Origin of the sequence: Bartonella sp. P0282 (assembly GCF_048452985.1) — a bacterium.
GTDB lineage: Bacteria > Pseudomonadota > Alphaproteobacteria > Rhizobiales > Rhizobiaceae > Bartonella > Bartonella choladocola.
Map to the genome: position 1 here is coordinate 392302 of NZ_WTFO01000003.1, position 22412 is coordinate 414713.

Consider the following 22412-nt stretch of genomic DNA (forward strand, 5'->3'; position numbering starts at 1 on the left):
CAAAAAAGTCTTTTGCTAAACGGGCAAATACGTTTGCGGCAGCAACAAATGACAACGAACAGAACAATTCCCGAACATATTTTTGTCGGTCACATAGAAAATGAACCGGGTTGTTCTGACGACGAAGATTTTCACGAAATATGGCCGAAATTCATGGTAATGGTGTTTTTCTCCGGCCATCAGACATTTGAAATTGACGGGCAGTTTTTTTCACCGGGTGTAAGCGACAAACCAAGAATAAGGCCGAAAGTATTTCTGTTGAATATCGCAAAATTTTGCAATATCCGCTTTTTCAATGTTACTGGCGAAAATCTTACAAAAGTTATGGTTTCGGCACCACGCACCTGGATTGAACGGATATTTGAAAATTTTGATCCCTCCGCGCGTTCGCTTCAACCGTTCTTATCCGGACATTTGCAAAATTATAGTTTTTATCCGAATGCAACAATCGTGCATTCGGCGCGACAGATTCTTAATCCGCCTGACAACATCTCTCAGGAATTGCTGAAATTACACGAGCGTAAAATGGGCATGGAGGTTCTTTATGAAAGTTGTTTGTCTTATATCAACGATCATCAGTCCAAAGATGGAAAACCGACAATAAATTATAGCCATTTCGACATAGCGCAAAATGCGCGGAATTACATTTTGTCGCATTTGGAGAAGGAGTTGCGAGCAAATGTGATAGCCAATGCGCTTGGCGTAACAATGTCGACGTTAAACCGCGCTTTCAAGACTGTCTACGATGAGACAATATCCGGTTTCATTTGCAAGGAACGCATGAAAAAAGCGAGATTTCTTCTGGAAACGCAGGGCATGGCTGTTTCACAGGCCGGCTACCTTGTTGGCTATTATAACCCGTCGAATTTTGCGACCGCCTATCGGCGCGAATATGGCATCGCTCCAAAAGAACACCGTTTAAAAAATCCCCGTCCGTGACAGAAATTTTGATTGAACACATTTATCAGAATGGCTTTTGCCGCTGTCCCCGTTAATATATGCAAGCTCCTCGCCAATATATTGCAGTACTTCTCGTCAACACAACGTTTCAAACAAGTCTGTGTTACGAAGAAATATCATCTTCTCCGCACATAAAAAATCCGGATATTGCGTTTCAAAAAGAAATTCTCCCTGAATGCGAATAACCGCAGATATTGATAGCCCATGACTGCCAATTTTATAGAAAACGAGTACGGATAATCGTATAGCGATCATCGTATACGATTATTCCGGTCTTTGGCGAACCGCGTTCAATCAATCGAATGCGGTTCGGTCAACATGCCACTATGCCATTAATATCCGGCTCAAGGGGTTATTATTTTGCTTTCAGGCCAAACATCGGCTTTTTTTTAGCCCAGAGTTTTCCTGTAATAAAATCGACCGGTTCCCGATCCGGCTTTCCGGAAAAGAAATCAAGCTCGACATAAATTTTTCCCTTGTCAATGTCGGCGGCAAGTTGACTATCCCATGGCCAAGTGGCCATATGAAGGCTGGAAGTTCGCGGGTGACCTTGATAGAGCTGTTGAACCAATCGGGTTACGATGTTTTTGTCAATTTTTCCTACATATAAAGCCGTCTTTGACTGTGTCGAAGAACTCGTATAGGAATTATTCATATTTTTTTCATTACAGCCGGAATAGACAAAACCATTCCTACTTTCTTTTGCTTCCAAATAAATTTTATGTAAATATCTTTTATATATACTATCTGTCGAAATAACGTATATAACCTCCAGATCATTATAATTATTTGAAATATTTCTTATCGATCTATCTTCAGAACCGTCTTTTATCTTATTTTCTAAATATTTATGTATTTCCGCTTTTATTTTCGATGAGATCAGATCTTTATCGATATGCTTACGAACCTCTTCATATGTAAATTCGATATTGATTTCATGTATGTTTTTTCCGGAATATTTCTGTATTCTGTTTGCAATTTCTGTGAAATAGTTAACCGCATCGTCTAATAAAGATTGATCGATCATAAGTCATTTTCCCCGATAATTCACAAAGGCCCGATTTTCGATTTATTCCGCCAAAAACGGAAAACGAATTTTCAACATGGAAATATTTATTCTACAGCGCCCGAAGTAAAGCAATATCCATTTTATGTCTTTTTTGAAAATTGTATGAAGCTTTGAAACACCACAGCTTTTCACCGCAAGTAAGGCTGGTTACCGGCTTTTGCACGTTTGTTCATGGGGGTTCCGGATTGCCGGTTTCAAGAAAGAAGCCTCCCGTGGTGCGTATTTTTCTTGAGTACCGCTTTCTTGAGCCCGTTTTTTGAGAACCGTTTTTTTGAAAACCGCTTTCTTGAGTGGTGTCGGTTCCCGATCATGCAAAATCGGGGCATTTTATTTAAAAGGAATATCGGTTGATCGGAAATGTCAGGCCATTCACTTTTTGCCACCTGGAAATTGCCGCAACATTGAAAGTGACAATGCGGAGTTTAAAAAACCGGATTTGAAAAAAGTAGAACATGCAAGGAATTAAAATTAGTCCGCCCTTCATGATGCGACAAATATTGCTGTTTTCTACCCTTTAAAAAACGGTATTATTTTACTTTAGAATGCAATTTATCGGCGCGTTGCCATTACACTTATTTGCATTTGTTCAAAAAGCTTTAGTGGCCGCGTCCGGAGATTTTGACCGCAGCCTTTCAGACCAATTTCCTTAATTTTCCTTCAGCCATTTCGCGGGCGAACGGAACGGCGCAGAAATTCGCTTGTTGGCCCGTCAAACTGGATATGCCCCTGATCGAGAACAATAACGCGTTCCGTCAAATTCAGAATCTCGAAACGATCTGTCGACACAACCATCGTGGTATCGGGCTGCAATATGTTTTTCAGCACATTGGCAACGCGTGTCTCCTGTTTTTGCGACAATTGGGAGGTCGGCTCGTCAAGAAGAAAGATCTTGCGTTTTGTCAGTGCAAGGCGGGCAGAGGCCAACATTTGTCGATGTGCAGGATTTGGATAGAAACCGGCATCACGCCATGTCACTTCAAGTTTGTCGGCAATTTTCATTTCACCGCTCACAAGATCAAGCTGATGGAGAATGTTTTCGCATTCCTCGCGCGAGAGCCGGCCTTCCAGACACAAAAATTCATAAACCGAACTTGTCAGCATGGCGTGTTCTTGCCATGCGTAATGAATGAGATGTTTTATGGATTCGTCACCTGCATGAAGCGGTCGCTTGGAAAATGAAATCGTGCCTTTTTCAAGTGCCAGATAACCGGCAAGCAATTTCAGCAAAGTGCTTTTACCGCTCCCGTTACGTCCGAAAAGCGCAATTTTCTGGCCTTTCGGTATGACAAGATCAATATCGTCCAGAATAACTTTTTCATTGTTATAGGCAAAAGTTCCGTGCTCAATTGCCCATAATGGCGTTTTGAGATTTTCGTATTTTTCAATAAAGATCGGCTGTTCCTGATTGTCGGAACTTTCGGTGATAAGTTTTTTCAACCTTGTGTAAGAGCGGTGGGCGCCATAAGCATCATAAACAATACTCGACGTGCTAAAAAGTGGCATCAACATGCGGCCGGCAAGCAAAATAACTGCGAATATTGCACCCTGATTGAGTGAACCGGCAAGAACCAGATAATAGGCCATAATAACGATCAGCACCAATTGTGCGCCGTTAATGGCATAATTCAAACGTTGGAATGCCGCGCTGCGTTGATAACGTTTTTTCCATGCTTCTATATCGGTCTCGGAATCGGCCAAATAGCGATCGCTCACAACATCCGGCCGGCCGATAATCGATGCAACCATCATATCAATGATATTCGGAGGGTCGCGATAGAGTGGCCGTTCGCTGAATTGCAACTCGGCTAGCCGCCAATAATAATACATCACGCAAAATATGACCGCGATGATGAATATCGGGACAACGACCACCCATTCCCCCAAAATAGCAATGACCAGCAGGAACAGCAAAATAAACGGGACATCAATGACGTTCAGATTTAGTCCCATATAGGCAAAATTTCGTACTATTTTCCAATCATCAAGTGCACGAAACTGGGCAGCCCCCCATTTGTTGGACTGGCTGGCATTGACGCGCAAAAGCCGCCTTACAATATTCGGCTCTATCGTTGTATGGATGCGTTGGACAAGCGCGATGTTGAGCTTCTGGCGCTCGCGACGAAGCAGGAATTCGCCAATCAATGCCAATGCGACACCGACCGAAAAAGTCCATAACGAGGCTGATGCATAGGCCGGTAAAATGCGGCTATAAATTGCATTCAGATAAAGCGGTGTCACGACAATCATCAGGTTGATAAAAATCGAGCCGAAAAGCAATTTCCAGAGAATGGACACCGCCACGGGATCCGATGAAATGAGGCGGCGCAAATCGAAATTGTCAAGAAGACTTGCTTTGAAAACCTGATATTGCGGAATACATTGATCTGTAAATTTTTGCGCTTTTTCTTCCGCGCTTTTCTGCTTTCCGGCGTTTGTACCACCAGCCGGAGTTATAACAGTTCCGGCATTCGTATTGGCAAGCGCATCGAGTTTCACAACTTCGGCCGGATGCACAGTTTTTTCAGAGGCTTGCAGCTTTACGCCATTTTCATAAGGCTGTTTTTTAAGTTCAAGAGAAGGTTCGATTTTGCTTTTGACTGTCACCTCACCACTGGTAGAACCGATATTATCAGTTTCCTCTTCGTGGCTTTTCTGTTTGTCTTCATCCAGAAAAACTAAGGTACCATCATTTGCAACCTCTACCGCGCGATAATTACCGGCAGGGGTAACAACAATATAAACGCCACCAATCTGCAAAGCCGATTGTTTATTCACCCGTACGATATGTACGCCTAGCTGACGCTCGACCAACTTGATTAAGGTTTCATCACCCGACATTGGCAATGTGCGTATGCGCTGCCAGTGGAAGGGAAGAGAACCGCGTATTTTGTTACACGCGGTTTCCAGAGCGTCGATCAAAGGAGTCATTCAATTCTTTCCAAAACGGGGCAGTTCTTTCCTGAACGGGCAGTTCTTTCCAAAACGGGGCAGTTCTTTCCAAAACGGGCAGTTCTTTCCAAAACGGGGCAGTTCTTTCCTGAACGGCAGTTCTTTCCAAAACGGATACCAGATTTTAAAAGCAGTCAACAATGAATTTACAGTTACGGAACTTACAATTCCGCTTACGAAATTGAAGGGTGGGATTCCTGCAGGTGAGAATCGCCCTGTCTTCCTCTTGTAACTTCAATTGTATCGCCCGTATCGACACCATCTTTTTGTGCGCTCCAGGTTTCGTTACCATGATTGTCGTCTGCGGTTTTATGCCAATCCCAACCGCCGGCTTTATCAATGGCGTTAAAAATATCGGCAGTCGAGTCACTGCTATTGGGATCACCATTCAAGAAGAACTTCGCATGATAATGACCGTCACTATCGGCAGTGCCGGTTGTGAAATCCTTGAAGAAAGCGTCAAGGTCGACGTTCAATGTATCTTTATAGGTATCAATAAAGCTGAAACCTTCAACATTTTTAAAGCCGCCGCCAATGTCATAACTCTGAGGTCCTGTGGCACCCTGAGCACCCTGCCTTTTTACCATATAGTCGATGCCGTCACCGCCGTCAAAACCGATAAAATACGATTGAGGAACTCCTCTATTGGTTGTGAAATGGACGAGGTCATCACCAGCCGTACCGATAATGGATTTAACGTTAACCAATTCATCCTTCTCGGTTCCGCCACCACGAGTGATATATCCACTCTGGTCATCTCTCATAAGGACATCCAGATACTCTCTTGCGGTAAGCTGGCTATAGTCGAGGACTGCACCATTGGTATAAATGCTTTTAACACCACCATGACTGATAAACCTGTCATTGCCGGCTACACCATCAAAGGAATGGCCACCGGCTGCACTTCCCTCGAATACATCGTCTTCTTTTGTACCGGAAATGATTCCGATACTCTTGAAGATATCCTTTCCTTGCGTTCCAACCGTGGGATCGTTACGGTCATAGCCTTTTATCGTTGTGCCGGAATAGGATGAACCTTCATCCATTTTTACATAGACACCATGGATATAATCACCATGATCGGTTACATAATCATAACGTAAATTATCAACCGTCAGTTGTGCCCCGTTCTTCGGAGCCTGTGTAACACGTGTATCGTTACCATCAATATAACTGATGCCGTCCTTGCTCGAATTTTGAACAGAATAAAATGTATCCTCTTTATAGCCACCTACAAGTCTTCCCTCGGTACCCCATCTGCCGGTAATCGAGTTTTTGTATAATAAAGCGCCATAAGCATTTTCAAAATCATGCAATTTATCCTCGGACTGGACATTATGTGCGTCTTTCCACAAAGTCTTTGCATATCCGTGGTCAAGATCAATGATGACATTATCTCTGCCGGCCGTAAGATTTGACCGATCCGCCCACGCCGCCATTTGCGCATAATCTGCCGAATTATCGTCAGGCGTCCCATCGGGGTTCATGAACATTCCCTCGATGCGTCCACCCATATCCGGCGCACCGACATAATATGTATCCGAACCTTCACCGCCGTAATATTCATCATTACCTTGGGTTGCCAGAAAATAATTGTCTTTGTCATTGCCGTAAATCAGATCACTGAACTTGGTGCCAATAACATTTTCAACATTGCTTACATGACCTTTATCGGCACCATCGGCAAGTACAGCACCATGTTCGTCATGGCTCAGTATATTGTGTTTATTATTGTCAGCATAACCTAGTTCATTTGCACCAAGATTGACGTAAATACCTTCAGTGCGGTCATTCGGATCTACTTTATTATCAAGTGGATTACCGTTGGCGTCGGTGGTTTCCAGAACATCCTGGAACGAAATCCAGTCATTTTCCCTGCCGCCATCGGTTCGTGTGCCACCATCATAAACGAGATATCCCTTGCCGACATAAAGAATGTCTGTTCCGGTTCCGCCATGGACAGTCACTTTACCGGTAGAACCGCCGAGGTAATATTTATCCAACCCGCCTTTATTGGTGATTGTTGTTTCACCGGACGAATATTGGAAATAATAGTTACCATCAGAATTACCATCATCGACAGGCAATCCCGAATTGTCATTCGCAAAAACACCATCCTGTATATTCACCTTGGCCGACGAATATCTGAAATTGAAATCATCGGGTGTTTGGGCGTGAAAATCACCCATTGTAGGAACATATATCTGGCCATAATCGTCCGCGTCCGTCTGTGTATATCTAATATGGCCGTTTTGATCGTACAGAATACGCTGTTCGTCTGTGGAACCGTTATCTCCACCATCAATAATATTGACCTCGCCTTTGCTGTGGTCAAATGCATAGACATCAGAACTGTCGCCATCAATAATCTTGACAGTCGACGATGCCGTTACATTCTCTCCGTCCTTATTAACAAATCCGGAATTGGAAAATTTGTAATTGCTTACGCCTGTTGTATCCGTGATGATTGTTTCTTTGTTTGCCGAATTTGTAAAATCGTAACTATCGATGTCCCATAGTCCATTTTTCGTTAAATTGTCGCCATTATCGGTAATGGTTACTTTATCGATTGTTGTATCCTTGAAGTCATAAGTCTCGGAACCTCTTGCATCAGTAATATCAACAGTTTGCGAATGACTATTGGAAAAGAGGTAAGTGTCATTTACAGAAAAAGCATGAGTGCTCCCATTTCCGGGGTGGGCCGGATCATCCAGAGCATCCCCTTTATCGTTAATGGTCACAGCGCCCCGCTCACCATCTGCCTGACCGGAATCCGAATATTGGAACGAATAGGTGTCAGCCTCGCCGCCATCTGTGATATTGACCACGGTGTTTCTTATACGGTTGTCAAACGTTCCGTCGCCAAAGTTATAAAGATCGCCAGGATCATTATAAGCACTGCTATCATCAATTGTCACAATAGAATCGTGAACCTGCGTAAAGTCATACTGATCGTTACGATTTCCACTCTCTTGAATATAGACTTTTGTTTGAGCGGAAGTAAAATTATAAAAATTCTGTCCTTTTTCCTTGTCAATTATAGTAATATTATAATTGTCATCGCTGGCAAAGCCGTTCGATGTCGTTCCACTAAAATCATACCTGTCAACAGGAGTTTTGTCCTGATCGTTTGAAACAGTACTATCGGTGTCGTGAATCGTGATTGTATTTGAAGCACTCGTTATTGAATTTTTAAAATTATAAGTATCACTACCGTGCTGATCGGTAATATCGACTTTGGTATTTACATTCATGAAGTTATAACGAGTAGCATAGCTTTGATCTGTTATCGTTACACTACCACCTTGGGCACGATTGAAGTTGAAGACATCTGCTCCGGTCCGCCCCATCCTGCCACCACCATCATTAATTGTGACTGTAGAATTATTGATATCGTTGAAATAATAATTATCCTGCCAATCAGCATAATCGGTAATATTGATATTTGATTGATCTGCGCGGTTGAAGTAATATGTGTCCTGGCCAACCCCGTCTTGAATATTGACAGTCGTGTTGGTTATATGGTCCGTGTCCGAGGCATAATTACCTGCAAAGTTGTAAACATCATCGTTATACGTGCCGACATTGTCGGTAATATTAACCAGTGCGTTTACTGCATTGTGGAAATTGTAAGTATCTTCAGTATTTCCGCTATCGTTGATTTGAACACTCGTAACAGGCCCATTGGCATCACCCAAATTATCGAAATTGTATCTATCACCACCGTTATCATCAGAAATCTTGATGTGAGGCTCGCCCGAAATAGCGTCTACGGCTTTCACATTATTAAAATTATAGGTGTCGTTTCCCGAATTGCTCCCACCTTGATCATTGATATGAATAACATTATACGAATCAAGCGTTACGCGGTCAAAATTATATGTATCCGCGCCACCACCATCGGTAATTTCGACCCTTGTATGGGAGTCATTGAAATAATACTGATCCCTGTCTGTCGAGAATCCATTGCTAATTGCAGAATCTACAATTGTGACCCAACCGCCGTCTGTGCGTTCAAAATAATATTGGTCAGCTCCGCTCTCGTCGATAATATAAACGCCCGAATTGGTGATATGGTCTGTCGGCTTTTCACTGGCATTGTTGGCATGAGTGGCAAAATCATAAACATTATCAAGATTTAGCTTTTTACTATGGTCATCGTAATAATCGTGAATAACGATACTCGAATTCGTTGCCTCATGGAACGTGTAATCGTCAGTACCTGCTCCGTGATCGTTAATAATTACCTTGCTGTTGATATTATTGAAATGATAATGATCTGTGCCGTCTGTGTCGTTAATGACGATATTTGCCTTGCCATCTTCTGTGACAAAATCATTATCTGTTGCGACTTTGGTTCCGTCGAAATTATAGTCGTCGCTATAATTGCTGTCACTCGTATCATTAATTGTGATTGTATTTGAATTTTTTCCGCTGGTTATAGTATTGCTGAAGTCATATTTATCAGCGCCATCCTTGTCGGCAATGTCGACTTTGGTATTTGCAGCAGAAAAATGATATTCATCAGCCGCCAATGTTCTGTCGTCAGCACTTCCCGCACCGGTATCCTTGATGGTTACAGAACCACCTTTGGTGCGATCGAAATTGTAGGCATCATTGCCGTTTTCATCGGCTATAGCAACCGTCGTATCTTCAATATGGTCAGTGGCGGATTCGTTATTGTTCTTTAGCGTTGCAAAGTCATAAATGTCGTTGCCACCAAGATAGATGCCGTCATTGAGGCTGTTAATCGTAATATCGGATTTTTTAGCATCGTGGAATGTAAAATAGTTGTCGCCCGATCCAAGATCATCAAGGCGGACTTTGCTTTGAACCCTGTCAAAGTGATATTCGTCCTTGCCGCCCTGATCCGTGATCGAAACATTCTGATCCTTGCCTTCAGCCAGACTGTCTGATGTCACATCATTGAAATAATAAGCGTCATCGGCGGTACCTTTATCCGTTACCGTGATTGTGTTGTCCGCGTCCGCCTTTGCATGATCGAAAGTATATTTATCAGCACCGTCCTGATCGGTAATATCGACTTTTGTTTCAGCAGCCGAAAAATGGTACTCGTCCTGGGCTGCGTCTTTATCGCTGATCGGCCCCTTGTCTTGAATACTGACATAGCCACCTTTTGTGCGGTCAAATTGATATTTATCGCTGCCATTTTCATCAACAATATCAACTTCGGAATTCTCGATATGGTCAGTCGCATCGGGTTTCTCGGAAGTCAAAGTAGCAAAATCATAGACATCGCTACCACTTAAACTGGTACCATCATTGATATCATTGAGATCATTGATTGTAACATGATTGTCTTTGATCTCGTGGAATTGGTACTGGTCGTTACCGGCTGCAGAATCAATAATTTCTACGCGATTGATAGCCTTGTCAAAGTGGTAGAAATCACTACCGCCGGAATCGGCAATCTTGTTCTCGCCTGTCGAAGATTCAAAATTATAGCTATCGTTCGAGTCTCCTTTACCACTATCGACAATGGTATTATTGCCCGAAGAATTAACGAGATTGTAGATGTCTTCTCCTGCGCCTGCATATAACCGGTTATTACCGCTCGAGCCGTTAATGGCACCGCTTTGCGGATTTGTCATCTGCATGTCGAAAATGTTATTGCCATCACGCCCGTCAAAATAATAGGAAGCCGCTGTGTCGCCGATCAAAAAGTGATCATCGCCCCTGGTGCCGACAATTTCGGTAAAATTATGCATTTCGGCAACATCGCCATTGCCGGTATCGGTAATCTTGTTATTGGCAACATCGTATGTCAGCCCCGGTAATCTATTTGAACCTTGCTGTGTTGTTACAGGATAATCATCACCGAAGATCAGGCGGTTTGTGCCACCTTCGCCATCATATTTGATATGGTTGTTGAACTGCGAAGCATAAATCGTATCGTTTCCGCTGCCGCCATAAATTTCACGTGCGTTCGGCGTTTTCGGCAAAACAATCGCATGGCTATCATTTATGACAGTATCCGGATTATCTCCGGAATACTGGTTGGTAAATTCGGATTTGGCTTTGGTTTCCTTACCCTCACCATCGACCCAGGTAATGTTGATATTGTTGCCGTTATAATCGACATTGCCTTTATAATTAACGAAAATCTCGTTATCTTTAAGCTCGATACCATATTTGGCAACGAAATCCGCATATTCAGGACTTCCCTTCCAGATGATGGTCATACCATCAGGAATGTCGGCTATATCCTTGATGCGTTTACCGGCAACAGATTCCCCGCCCACCAACTGGTCGAAAGTAACAATGCGCCCCAAACGACGATCCAGATTGTTAGGACTATTTTCTGTGTTGACCTGACCATATTTGAAAGCACCATTATCGGCATGGATAACAAATCCCTTTTCCTGATCGGCTTCGTGACGCAAATCAAGAATAGCAGGTTCGCCATATTGAACACCGAGATCAGGGTTCGTACGCGCAGCCGTTGCCCCGCCCCCCAAATGCCAAACGGTCGATTCCGTTCCGTTATCATTTTTAACAGTCGTTCTGGTGCTGCTTACCTGATAGAGATTAGCCTTCTCGACAAATGACAAGCCGGTCGGACCATCATTATCACCAGTCCCGTGGTTATCGTCGTTATCGCCATTGTGGCCACCACCATGATCGTCGCCACTGCCATTACCAGAATCGCTAGGCGTTGTCGGTTCCGACGGCGCGGTTGGAAATACCGGAGCGGGCATTGACTCGGACGGGCTGTTGGTTGGCAACTGAACGCTGCCTCCCGATGTCGTTGACGGGACAAAACTTACCGTATCATCAAGCACAGATGGCGGATTACCCAGAAAATCAGCCACAGACAGACGTTCATCGCTGTTGCCTTTTCCCCCGCCATTCAGGATACCTGTTGTGTCGTCGGAATCGAAATCTGTTGTTTCATTGACCGGAGCGGATTGGACAACCGCAACTATAGGATCGTTAGGGTCAACCTTGACATTTTTTTCGCGAATTTCACTCAGTTCGGGGCCAGGTTCAATCAGATCGGCGCGCTGGAACAATTCATTCGATGAAACAACCGTCCCGTCGGTAAAAGTCAGATTGAACAAATTTTCGTGCATGGACGACATTTGCGCAGCCTGAACCAATGTCAGTTCGGCACCATCCTGCGTACGAATGACAACGTCACTCCCGCGAATGATAATTTCCACCTGGGAAATGGCTAGCGGGATATCGTTATCCGAATAAGTATCAACCAGAACAGATACGCCATCCTTCTGTGGAAAAGGTAGTTTCATTGCGATTTAACCCTTATGATTTTCAGTACCCTCGAAATTCGGGATACACTTACAACGTTATAAATATAGTAATATTCGTCTTCTGTAACAAGCTCAATTGCGACGCAGTGCCCCCCCCTCATTCGCTAAAGACAACCGACATTCCGTCAATAAAGGGCTTGAACAAATATTGAAGAAACGTTCGTTGTCCGGCCAGTGCAAAGGTTTCAACGGTCATGCCCGGAAATATTTTCAGTTTTTCATTCTGTTTCGCATCCATCGTGACAGTAACCTCGTAATAGCGTCCCCCCTTATCCTCTTCACCGACGGCATCGGCGCTAATCACGGAAACTTTTCCCTGCAAGGTCGGGCTACTGTAATTTGAAATGGCAAGGACGCGCACTCTCACATCCTGCCCCACCCACAACCGGTCGCGATCCTGCGGGTTGACCTTGACATCCGCAACAAGCGGAACTTCGCTCGGTGCGATTTCAAACAGTTTTTCTCCCGGCCGCAAAACGGCACCCACATGCGGCATCACCACTTGCTGGATCACACCATCGACCGGCGACACGATTTCGGAATTTTTCGCTCTTTGTCTGCTGGCTTCCCACTGCGCTTTCGCTGTCTCCAACTTGACCTGAACTTCGGCAAGTTGCTTATTGGCATCCTCGTTGAATTCGGTTCTATACATCGACATTTTCAGCTTGGCTTCATCGCGTGCGGCTGTCATTCCGGGAACTTTTGAACGTGCATCGGCAAGCGTGCTTAAAACTTTTTGATATTCGAGCCGCCGTTGAACAAGTGTCGCTTCCGGTGCCGCACCTCTTGCCACCAAAGGTTCCAGAAGTTTGATATGCTCGTTCGATAATTGCATCTCGGCACCGAGATTTTCTATCGCAATAGCATTGGAAGCAAGTTGTGCCTCTTTTTGTTCATACTGGGTTTTTGCAATGGCAATAGATTCATCCAAAGCGCGCTTACGTGCATTGTATAAATCGGTTTCGTTATGGTAGATTTCGGCGAGCTTGGGATTGTTAGGCTCCGGCGGATTGAATTCCTTTCCGGCGAGTTCCGCCCGCAATCTTTGTTCGCGCAATTCATAGGCGCGAAGCGCAATGAAATTGCTTTCATTATCTTCAGCAACCGTGAGATTTTCAACATTGGCAAGCACCTCTCCGGCCTTGACCACCTCGCCATTGGTAACGAGAAGCTGTTTCAACACCCCGCCTTCGGGATGTTGTATCTCGATATTATGCCCCTCGACACGGATAATTCCATGTCCTCGAACCAGTACATCGAACGGCCAGAACGCAGCCCACAAAAACGCTGCAAGCAGACACAGTGCCAGAAGCCATTTTGATGGCGAAATGGCCTTCACTGCGTTGACGAGTTTGCCCCACTTACTGCGTTTTGTTGTTATCAGCATTGTCATGTTCAACACGTAATATAATATAATCTTCTGTGTTATCCGGCACAATCAGATTATCAAACCTGATATTTTTGATAATCGCACCCTCTTTTTGCAACACAGCCATTGTTGCAACAGCACGGTTAACTTGCAACAATAATGTATCACCTGTTGAAACATTCACACTCCGTCCAACCGAATAAATCCGCAATTTTTCGGTTGTCAGCACACTCTTGTTTCGTAATGCCCATTCACGCACTTCGTTTTGCTGGGTTCCTGTCAAATAGGTTCTGTTCAATTCGACCTTGATCCGCAAATCCCCGTCACGCTCTTTCAAGACATCCGTGTTTACCATGACAAGTGGCAATTTGACTGCAACCTGTGCGCTACCGTCATCTTTCTTGCCACCACTGGCTGTCGGAAGATTTTCTTTCGACGTGCTGAATTTCGATTCACTATCGCCAGCTTTCTGCGCATCGCCGCTTGATTGTTCCCCGCTCGCAGTCTGGGTTCCTGCTTCCGTTTCAGGACCGGCAATTTTCGATGTTGCAACAATGACCTGGAACAGCATGGCCAACAATAGAAACACCATCAAAAGAACGGTCAGCATATCCGCATAGGCAATCCAGATATTTTCACCACCACGTTTCTGAGACATCATTAATGCTCCACCAATTGAAGAGCCAATAGCCCATCATGTGGCTTGCCAGCCAGATAATAGATGCTGAACACAGCGCGCATAAAGCCGTAGCGAGCGTCGATTGCATCCGTTCTTGATGTAAAATATTCCGTTTCTGCGGTAATCAGATCGGACAATTTTCGGTCACCCAGACGAAATTCTTCAAGATAAAGACCACGGGTTTTATCCGCTTCGCGGGTGGCCTCCTCACTGATCGACCATTGTTGCGATGTTATTTCAATATCGCCAAGCAAGGCACGAACTTCGTCATTCACCGTCGAACGCTCTTTGCCAAGTTGAGCTTCATTGACATTGACCTGCGCATAAGCTTCGCGAATTTTCGCTTTCTTGGAAAGATCGAAAATATCGAATGTCAATTTGAGCTGAACGCCACCATCCGTGTTCGATACATTGTAAAGATTATCGACGCTCTCCAGACTACGCTTGTAATCTATAGTCAAATCAAGCTTTGGCTTCAAACTCGCTTTGGCACCGACAACACTTTTCCGGCTTCCTTCGAGTGCTGCACCTCTTGCAAGCACTGCCGGATTTTGATCGGCGGCATTGACTGCAATATTATCCAGATCCCTTACCGGCGGGAGCGCCGTGCGCTTGGCCGGCAAAGCTTCCACTTCCATCCCCACCAGTGCATTCAATTTCTGGCGGGCGCGGGACAATTTCAGCTCTATATCCTTGCGCCGGTTGACTGCATTGCTCAATGCCAGACGCCCACGAACCGCATCCGACTGCGGCGAAATACCACCCGCAACACTTTCGCCAATTGTCTGGTTCAACGAGGTAATCTTGTTGACATAGCCGATAGCCGATTGAAGCTGTTCGGTATAGGCCTGAACAGCCATATAAGCATTGGCTGTATCGAACATAACAGTCAGGTCTTCGGCATGTTTTGCATGTCCGCTCGCGCGCAAATTATAGCTTGCCGCTTCTTTATCCGCATCACGACGACCGAAATCATAAATGCTATAGCGCACGTCAACGCCTGCAAAGGCTGTATCGTCAAAATCACGATCGCGACTGGTGATGCCACCATCATAGCGCAAATTCGGAGCTGTCAATTCGGCACCGACCGTCGGATAATATTTCGCTTTTGCCTGATCGAGACGGCTTTCGGCAATATCAAGCTGGCTCTTTGCCACTTTGATTGTCCACGAATAATCGTGAGCTTTCTTCAACGCTTCTTCAAGCGTTAATGTCTGTTTTTCCCGCTTGAAAAATTCTTTGGATTTTTCTGTTACCGGACTATTAACATTGGTATCTCCGGCTTTTTGACCGCCCTCCGAACGGTTGCTATCCTTAACCGCCTGAGTTGTCATTGTATCGACACCTGTAGGGGCAACCTTACCCCTGTTCTGTGCACAGCCAGTCGAAACAACACTGCAACTTACCAGAAGAATAGACACCACACGCTTAAAACTGTTTGAGCAATTCATTAGAATTAGCCTTTCGTGGGTGGAACATCACTGACCTTTTGTGCAGCTTTGATGGCAGAGACAATAGAAACACGCGCTTCTGTCAGATCACGCATTCCCTCCATGATCGCTTTCTGCTGTGTATGCATAACCTGATTTGCGTTCTCAAGTGCCTTTTCCTGCTGGACACTGTGCGTAAGCAAATTCGCCGCCGACTGTTCGATCGAACCGGTATCACGTTGAATTTCCTGAAGTTTATTGGAAATTGCTTCAAGGCTTGTCAAAAATTCAATACGGATCTGGTTCAAACCGGCAATGGCCTGCGCCACAGTTTGATTATTGTTTTCCTGAGATTCAATGCCGCGCGCAATATAGGCACTGTTGGTTTTGGCAATATCGCTCAGTTCGCTAAGCGCCTGATAGTTGTTCCCGATAATTTCGATAATCTGTTTTGTTGCCTCGGCATTAGAGGTCACCGTATTCAGAATTGTCTCGACAGAGCGCTTATTGCTTTCCGATTGTTCCGTTACAACAGTCAACATTTTTTCCATTGTTTGCTGCTGAATAGCCTGTCCTTGAACGAAACTATTGGAAATATCAATAAATTTTCCGGTATCCTCGTGTGAAAACTCGACATGACGGGAAAGCACCGCGGCCAAACGATTTATCGCACGCGTTGTTGCATCTATTGTACCGGTTTCACCGGCCATTTTCGACGCTTCTTCTCCACTTGCAACAAATGACCATTTTTCAATATCGTAAACCCATCCTTCGGTTGTACGCCCCATAAAATGGGCAATAAGCCCCACACAAATCGACGACCCCAGACCGAACATCGAAGAGGAGAACGCCGTTGCCATACCGCCGAGTGGCGCAGCCAATGAATTGACAAGAGATTTTGCCTGTATTTCATCTGCCGAGGAAAGAACGTCGATCGACCCGCGAATACCTTCCATCGTAAAGGTCAGACCGAAGAAGGTACCGAGCAACCCCATCGAAATAACAGCACCGGCAGCGTAGAAGAGAAAATCGACACGCCAGTCAAGCGCGGTTGAAACCAGAGAAATAGCCGAATTACGTTCATCTTCGTTAAAGCTGATGAGATCACGCAAACGACCACGCAACAACCGCATACCGCCTTTGAGTACCGGCTCGTCTCCCTCGTGCGGGAAGTTTTGCTTGAATTTCTGCCACTGCACCATTCCGCGTTGGAGATAAAAAATTGTGTAGAGGGCGTAAGACAACACAATGACATCGAAACAAGCGATGATCGAGTTGAAAATGATATTATGTGCTACAAAATCACCGTGAAAAATCAGCGTATAAAGCAATGCGATGAGCGACAACATTGCCAGAAGCAGTGAAAAATAAAGCACAGAACGTGTAGATCTCATACGACCCCCTCAAAAAGGAAACAAAGCATGACCTTTATCAGCCTTATCTTTACAATGGTTAATCACCGAAAACTCGTCCCGACAATCTTGCTTCTAACAACCCGATTTGGACTTCACCCCCTACGTTCCCAAATATTTGCCGGTTAAGAATCAATTTCATCTTTTAACGATTTGCTATATCTTTTCAAGACATGGTAAATTTTTGGTTAAAAAAAATGCTTAATAAAAAATTTCCTGGTTTTTAACCTGCTGATTTTTCAGCATTTTTTTATGAAATAAATTCCGATAAAAATATTTAGCCGTTTTATTTCAATGAACAATCAACAAAAAGCACCGAAAATTACGAACCAATTTTTCAACCAATAGTTCAGTTATCTGATGATTTCTCTGCTTTAAACTTGATTAACAAAATCAACTTATTTCTGCCCGATCAAGTTGATTTTTCATATTCTTATCACATATTTTTTTAAATTCAACCATTAGTTTAGTAGAATGCAAAGAATTCACAACATTTAATAAAAAGTCATAAAGTTAGATAAGAATATGTATTTTGTTATAAATTGATTATATTATTTTAGACTCTATTTTATAATATTTTTTTGTTAAAAATTTTATCTATTTAATATTATTTGATAATTGTCAATATTTCCTATTATAATTTTACTTATTTTTAAAACTATTATTTAAATAATATGGATATTATAGGAGGAATTGCGCCATAAATGAATAGATAAGCTTTTGTAAAACGTTGATATACTATTTTTAACTAAAAAATAGCGGGCTATCAAAGTTTTACGGATTATAGGCGGGTCTTTCCGGTTGTTCCTTAAAACCTGGTCACTCTATTGCACGCTGTAATTTGCCGTCCATTGTTGCTTCTTCGCCTTTTTCCGAGAAGGTTCGTTTTTCCTGTAATGCCAAGCGTAATAATTGTTTTCATAAAAATGTGGCTCTTCTTCCTTCTGTTTTGTAAACGCAACTCTTCCTTTGACTGTTTTATGGAACCCGTCTCATCAATGACTTATTTTATGGTTGATTTCCATTATCGTCGCCATAACGGTCGCAAACCTGTGTTTCTCGTCTCACATAAGAACAAACGCGAATATTTTAAGCTGCAATTATCTTTCAATTCCGGCGCCAATATATCTTGAATCGGTGCTATAGCGAAGGTTGATTGGTGAACTGTCGAATTGGCATGGCAGCAGTATTATTTCCAGTCGAAAAGCTGGCCTCTACAACCCGACTTTCGGGAAAAATTTACCCGCCAGATAGATTATATCGACCGCAACAAAAATAACGAGAGACGATAAACCGGTTGAAAGCATAGGCGTTTTATTCCTGAAACCTTATAAAAGCATCGGCTTTCCTTTCCTCCGTGACCATATTTCAATACTGATTGCTTGTCTGTTTTTTGTGAACAATTTATTCATCTTTCAATGGGTGGTTTTTGCATTGAAACTATCGAACAGGCGATTTTCCGAGGCAGATTTGTTCAACATAAAAAGTGCCGTTTTGCCGTCGGTGAAAACGGTTTGAAAACCTATAACCGCTGAACGGGTTAAAAAATTCCGGTTTGTTTCTTTATCATCCTCATCATCACGCAAAGAAACAACAAAGTTGTTTTCATAAAGATCGGCAACGATTGTTGCAGCCTGTTTATTCAAAACATTGGTTTTGTCGCCATAATAAATACCTTTGACATCCACCACAACACCGCCGTCGAAATTGTCCGATTGGGAAAATGAAAGATCGATCAGGTGGGTTGCTCCCAGATTGTTGCGATAGTTTTTCCGGATACTCATTCGAGCCGATAATTTTCCGTCATCGGTTTTGAAATTGCCAACCAATGCCGTTTCATCAAGCGGATTATCTTTTGAATGGGGAGCGTTAAGTGACCAGCTTACAGTTGATTGCAACTTCACTTGTTTGCCCTTCTTGTCGGTAAGCAACAACAGGGCGGCTTCCGGTTTTTCTTCATTTGAACTTTGTTTGTCGGAAAAATCATCCGGCTGAATAGTCGCGTCTGTCCGGCTTCCCCCTGTTACGTTTTTATTCGGGACCTCTTCCAATTGCGGGCGCATCACCGATAGCGGATAGGAAACCGCGCCGGTTCTGACACTCTCCTTCGGTGTCAAAACGGCTTCTTCAGCCTCTTCCCGATCATCCGCTTTTACCCGTTGTGATTGAACGGATAGCCCGTCCTTCTGCGTCTCGCTATTTTTTTTGTCGGAAAAATTCCGGTCTGTCGAGCTTGGTTCATCTTCAAAATTGCCCAAGGGAACATATTTTTGTCGCAGTAAACCCTCGACAGTTTCACGTGAGGCCGGTTGATTGATCGCAGCCGTTTGCGCAGGATCAGGCTTTTCATTTCTGTTTGCAGTCACGCTTTCCCCTGCTTGTTTGAACGGTTCGCCAATCGCTACAGACGGTTTTGAACGGTTGAAGAAATAGCCGCCGGCTAAAAGCACAGAAACGAGAAAAATTGCGGCTGCAATAAAAGGTTTGCTCCATAATTTTGCATGATAGTCTTGAAAATCTTTCATGCGTGATGGCCGTTTTTCCCATCTTTTTGCACCTTTACGATCAACCGGAACTGTTGGAAAGAGATCCTGCGTGACATTTTCTTCACCCCTATGATCGAGTTCTTCACCCCTATGATCGAGATTTCCGAAAAACGCGGTTCTATTCTTTTCAAATATGTCGGCAATATCGGGCGCACCTATTTCCGCAGTTTTATTTTCTGAAATTGCAGTTGTGAGTTGGTTTTTCTTATTTCCACCTTTCATTGTCGAATTGTCTTCATGTGATAATTGAAAGGCCGCCACTTCTTTATCAGTCGTTCCATTGCTTTCCGCAGTCATACGCGTTGCGGTTTTTTCTTCGGTTGCGGTTTTTTCTTCGATTGCGGTTTTTTCTTCGATTGCCGTTTTTTCTTCGATCGTATGAACGTCAATAACCGCGCTTGTTTCTTCAGCATTAGAAAAGGATGGAGCGGCTTTGTTCACTGGTCCGGTTGCAAATGTTTTTTCATCATCAACGTCTATTTTACCGGAAGCTGCTTCGGCGGAAGCGATATATGGCTTTTCATTGTGAGCGGCATTGGTTTTAGTGGTATCAAACGATTGTCGGACAATATCCACTTCAGTAACGGTGCTTCGAACCGGTTGTTCTTGCCGCGATGAAGGCTTTCCCGAAAAAGCCGGTTTTTCTTCTGACATTATTTGCTTTGAAACAGCTTCATCCGAACCTGAAACAGAACCTGAAACCGCCTTTTCATCCGGATTTCTTTTTGTTGGAAACACAACTGTCGCAGCACTGAAGGAAGTAACCTGCGCACCCGAAACAGAGGAAGAAATGCCGCTATTTTCTTTCACCGAAGAAAAAGGCACAGCCTCTGCCATCACCACGGTTTCGGTTTTGAAAAAGCTCTGTTGGTGCTCCTTCCCGCGATTTTCCTGAATATTATAACGACTGCCCGCAGAATTGTCGAAAGGCTGTCGTGCATTTCTTTCGGCTTGTGCATCAACCATGGAAAAAGCGTTTTGGTTGAAGAAACTGTCGATCGAAACCGGATTGGCCGGTGTGTCGATATAGAGGGGGTAATCCTCTGCGTCAGGCCTCATTGCCCCCCTCGGTCGAGGTTTCAAAACGTCGGAAAAAACCGGTTTTTCTTTCCTGTCACTGTTTTCTCTATCAGCCCTGTTTCTTCCGTCATCGCTGTTTGTTCTGTCATCGCTGTTTGTTCTGTCATCCTTGTTGCTTCTATCGGGCGTTTGTCCTGCCTCTAACCTTTGTTGTTCTCCGACACTCTTGTTTTGTGCGTCAAACTTCTGTCTTGATTCAGCATGATGTGCGGCTTCGCTCATTCTGTCGCCGGTCGACAGGGGAGCTTCCGAACGGCGAAAAACACCGGTTGGCGATGGCATTTCATTTGCCGGTTTTTCGATAAAGACTGTTTGCTGTTTTTCGCTGTAACCGGTTTTTGTTGTTGCACGATTTTCCGGTTCTGCTCCATCAGGCATTGGCAAAACAGAGACCTCTTCTTCTATAGTTCCAACAACAGGTTCAACACCTTGTCTTTGCAACTCACTAAAAAACTTTTTGCCGGATTGGTCTTCGGCACCTATATGCATTCGCTGCTGCCAATCCCTATTCTCTTTATCGGGATTGTGTTGCTCGTGCTCCGATTTCCCGTGAACAACATTCTCATCGGGCTGCGTTAAAACCGTCGACACTTCATCATCACGTTCCGGCAAACGGGTCTCGCTATCAATTTCCGGCTTTTTGCTTTCAACCATGGAATTGATAATCAATACCGGCTCGTTCCCATTCTTCTGCCGGGCATGAGTTGCAACTTCCGCAGTTTCTTCGGCTATATTTTTTGAAAGCTTGTCGAACTCGTCTTCCAGACCTTCTATTAAGGGGTCGATAGGTGCGTTACTTGAATTGGCGCCGAGAGGCTCGACCGTGCTACCCCTATCGTTATTCATCGCTGAAGCGTGAAGATTATCGTCTTTGTTTTTCGGTTTATCTGCAATATCGGCTCCGTCATGGCCGGTTCTATCGGGCGGAGCTTGCAGATTATATTTCTGTTCATGGAGCGCGCTAATTTCGGCGTCGCTCTCAAGTGCGGATGGTTGCTCTTTCATACCGACCTGTTCAAGCTTCTTCAAACCTGTCCGGCTTTCTGTTAACGGGCGCAATTTCGCCATATCAATAGCGACATCCTGTTTCGTGCCAAAATAATCCGGCAAATAGGCGTGATAGGCAAAATGGCAGCTTACATTCTCTTGGCTAAGCTCGAAAAATTCCGGTTCCAGCACATAAAAAGACTCCACTTCACAAATCGCTGCTTCGAGTTGCAACAGATAGGAGCGCTGAACCAGTTCCGGCGCATCCATTTCATCAAGTTTGGATTTGATTGCAGAACGCGCTTTCTCATAGATATGCTGACGCACTTCCGAGGTCGGCTTCAAATTTTGCTTTTCTATCGACTTCTTGAGAAGTTCTGCAATATTGACCATTCTTTACGCTCAAACCTTATTCAACATGTTTCGTTTAACCTGTAATAATTTTGTTTAAATAAAATATCATTTATATTTTTATTTAAATAATTAAAAACTATAGATTATAATTTTCCTTTTATTTTTGTTTTTATTATTTAAATATTTTATATTATATAAACTAAATTACTTTACTTGCTTTTACTTCTTTAAAACTGGACAAAAACAAAGAGTACTGCACACAATAAAACCGCAAAATGCCGATTT

General features: G+C 43.8%; 9 protein-coding genes. 1 reads left to right on the forward strand and 8 read right to left on the reverse strand.

The features are described 5' to 3' along the window. Positions 1-48 precede the first annotated feature (48 nt). The gene (locus tag GQS64_RS10810; protein ID WP_198231582.1) at positions 49-939 is read left to right on the forward strand and encodes a helix-turn-helix transcriptional regulator; all 891 of its coding nucleotides are present in this window, start codon (positions 49-51) and stop codon (positions 937-939) included. Positions 940-1315: 376 nt separating this feature from the next. On the opposite strand, the gene GQS64_RS10815 is transcribed toward GQS64_RS10810, so the two are convergent. The 8 genes from GQS64_RS10815 to GQS64_RS10850 form a co-directional block, all read right to left on the reverse strand. After that, on the reverse strand, positions 1316-1987 hold the full coding sequence (locus tag GQS64_RS10815) for a hypothetical protein (RefSeq protein ID WP_198231583.1): 672 nt from the start codon (positions 1985-1987) through the stop codon (positions 1316-1318). A 699-nt stretch (positions 1988-2686) separates the two neighbouring features. Beyond that, the gene (locus GQS64_RS10820) at positions 2687-4957 is read right to left on the reverse strand and encodes an ATP-binding cassette domain-containing protein (protein ID WP_198231584.1); all 2271 of its coding nucleotides are present in this window, start codon (positions 4955-4957) and stop codon (positions 2687-2689) included. Between the two features lie 194 nt (positions 4958-5151). Further along, a complete protein-coding gene (locus GQS64_RS10825; protein ID WP_198231585.1) occupies positions 5152-12249 on the reverse strand; it encodes a hypothetical protein in 7098 nt (2365 codons plus the stop codon). Positions 12250-12367: 118 nt separating this feature from the next. Further along, on the reverse strand, positions 12368-13657 hold the full coding sequence (locus GQS64_RS10830; protein ID WP_198231586.1) for an HlyD family type I secretion periplasmic adaptor subunit: 1290 nt from the start codon (positions 13655-13657) through the stop codon (positions 12368-12370). Then, positions 13632-14300, reverse strand: a complete 669-nt coding sequence (locus GQS64_RS10835; RefSeq protein WP_077993538.1) for a hypothetical protein — start codon at positions 14298-14300, stop codon at positions 13632-13634. Before GQS64_RS10835 ends, GQS64_RS10830 begins: the two co-directional genes overlap by 26 nt. Further along, on the reverse strand, positions 14300-15769 hold the full coding sequence (locus GQS64_RS10840; protein WP_198231587.1) for a TolC family protein: 1470 nt from the start codon (positions 15767-15769) through the stop codon (positions 14300-14302). The genes GQS64_RS10835 and GQS64_RS10840 overlap by 1 nt, the downstream gene beginning before the upstream one ends. Before the next feature lie 5 nt (positions 15770-15774). Then, positions 15775-17142: a MotA/TolQ/ExbB proton channel family protein gene (locus GQS64_RS10845; RefSeq protein WP_077993543.1), complete on the reverse strand. Its 1368-nt coding sequence runs from the start codon at positions 17140-17142 to the stop codon at positions 15775-15777. Positions 17143-18575: 1433 nt separating this feature from the next. Beyond that, positions 18576-22166, reverse strand: a complete 3591-nt coding sequence (locus GQS64_RS10850; protein ID WP_198231588.1) for a hypothetical protein — start codon at positions 22164-22166, stop codon at positions 18576-18578. Positions 22167-22412: the final 246 nt, after the last annotated feature.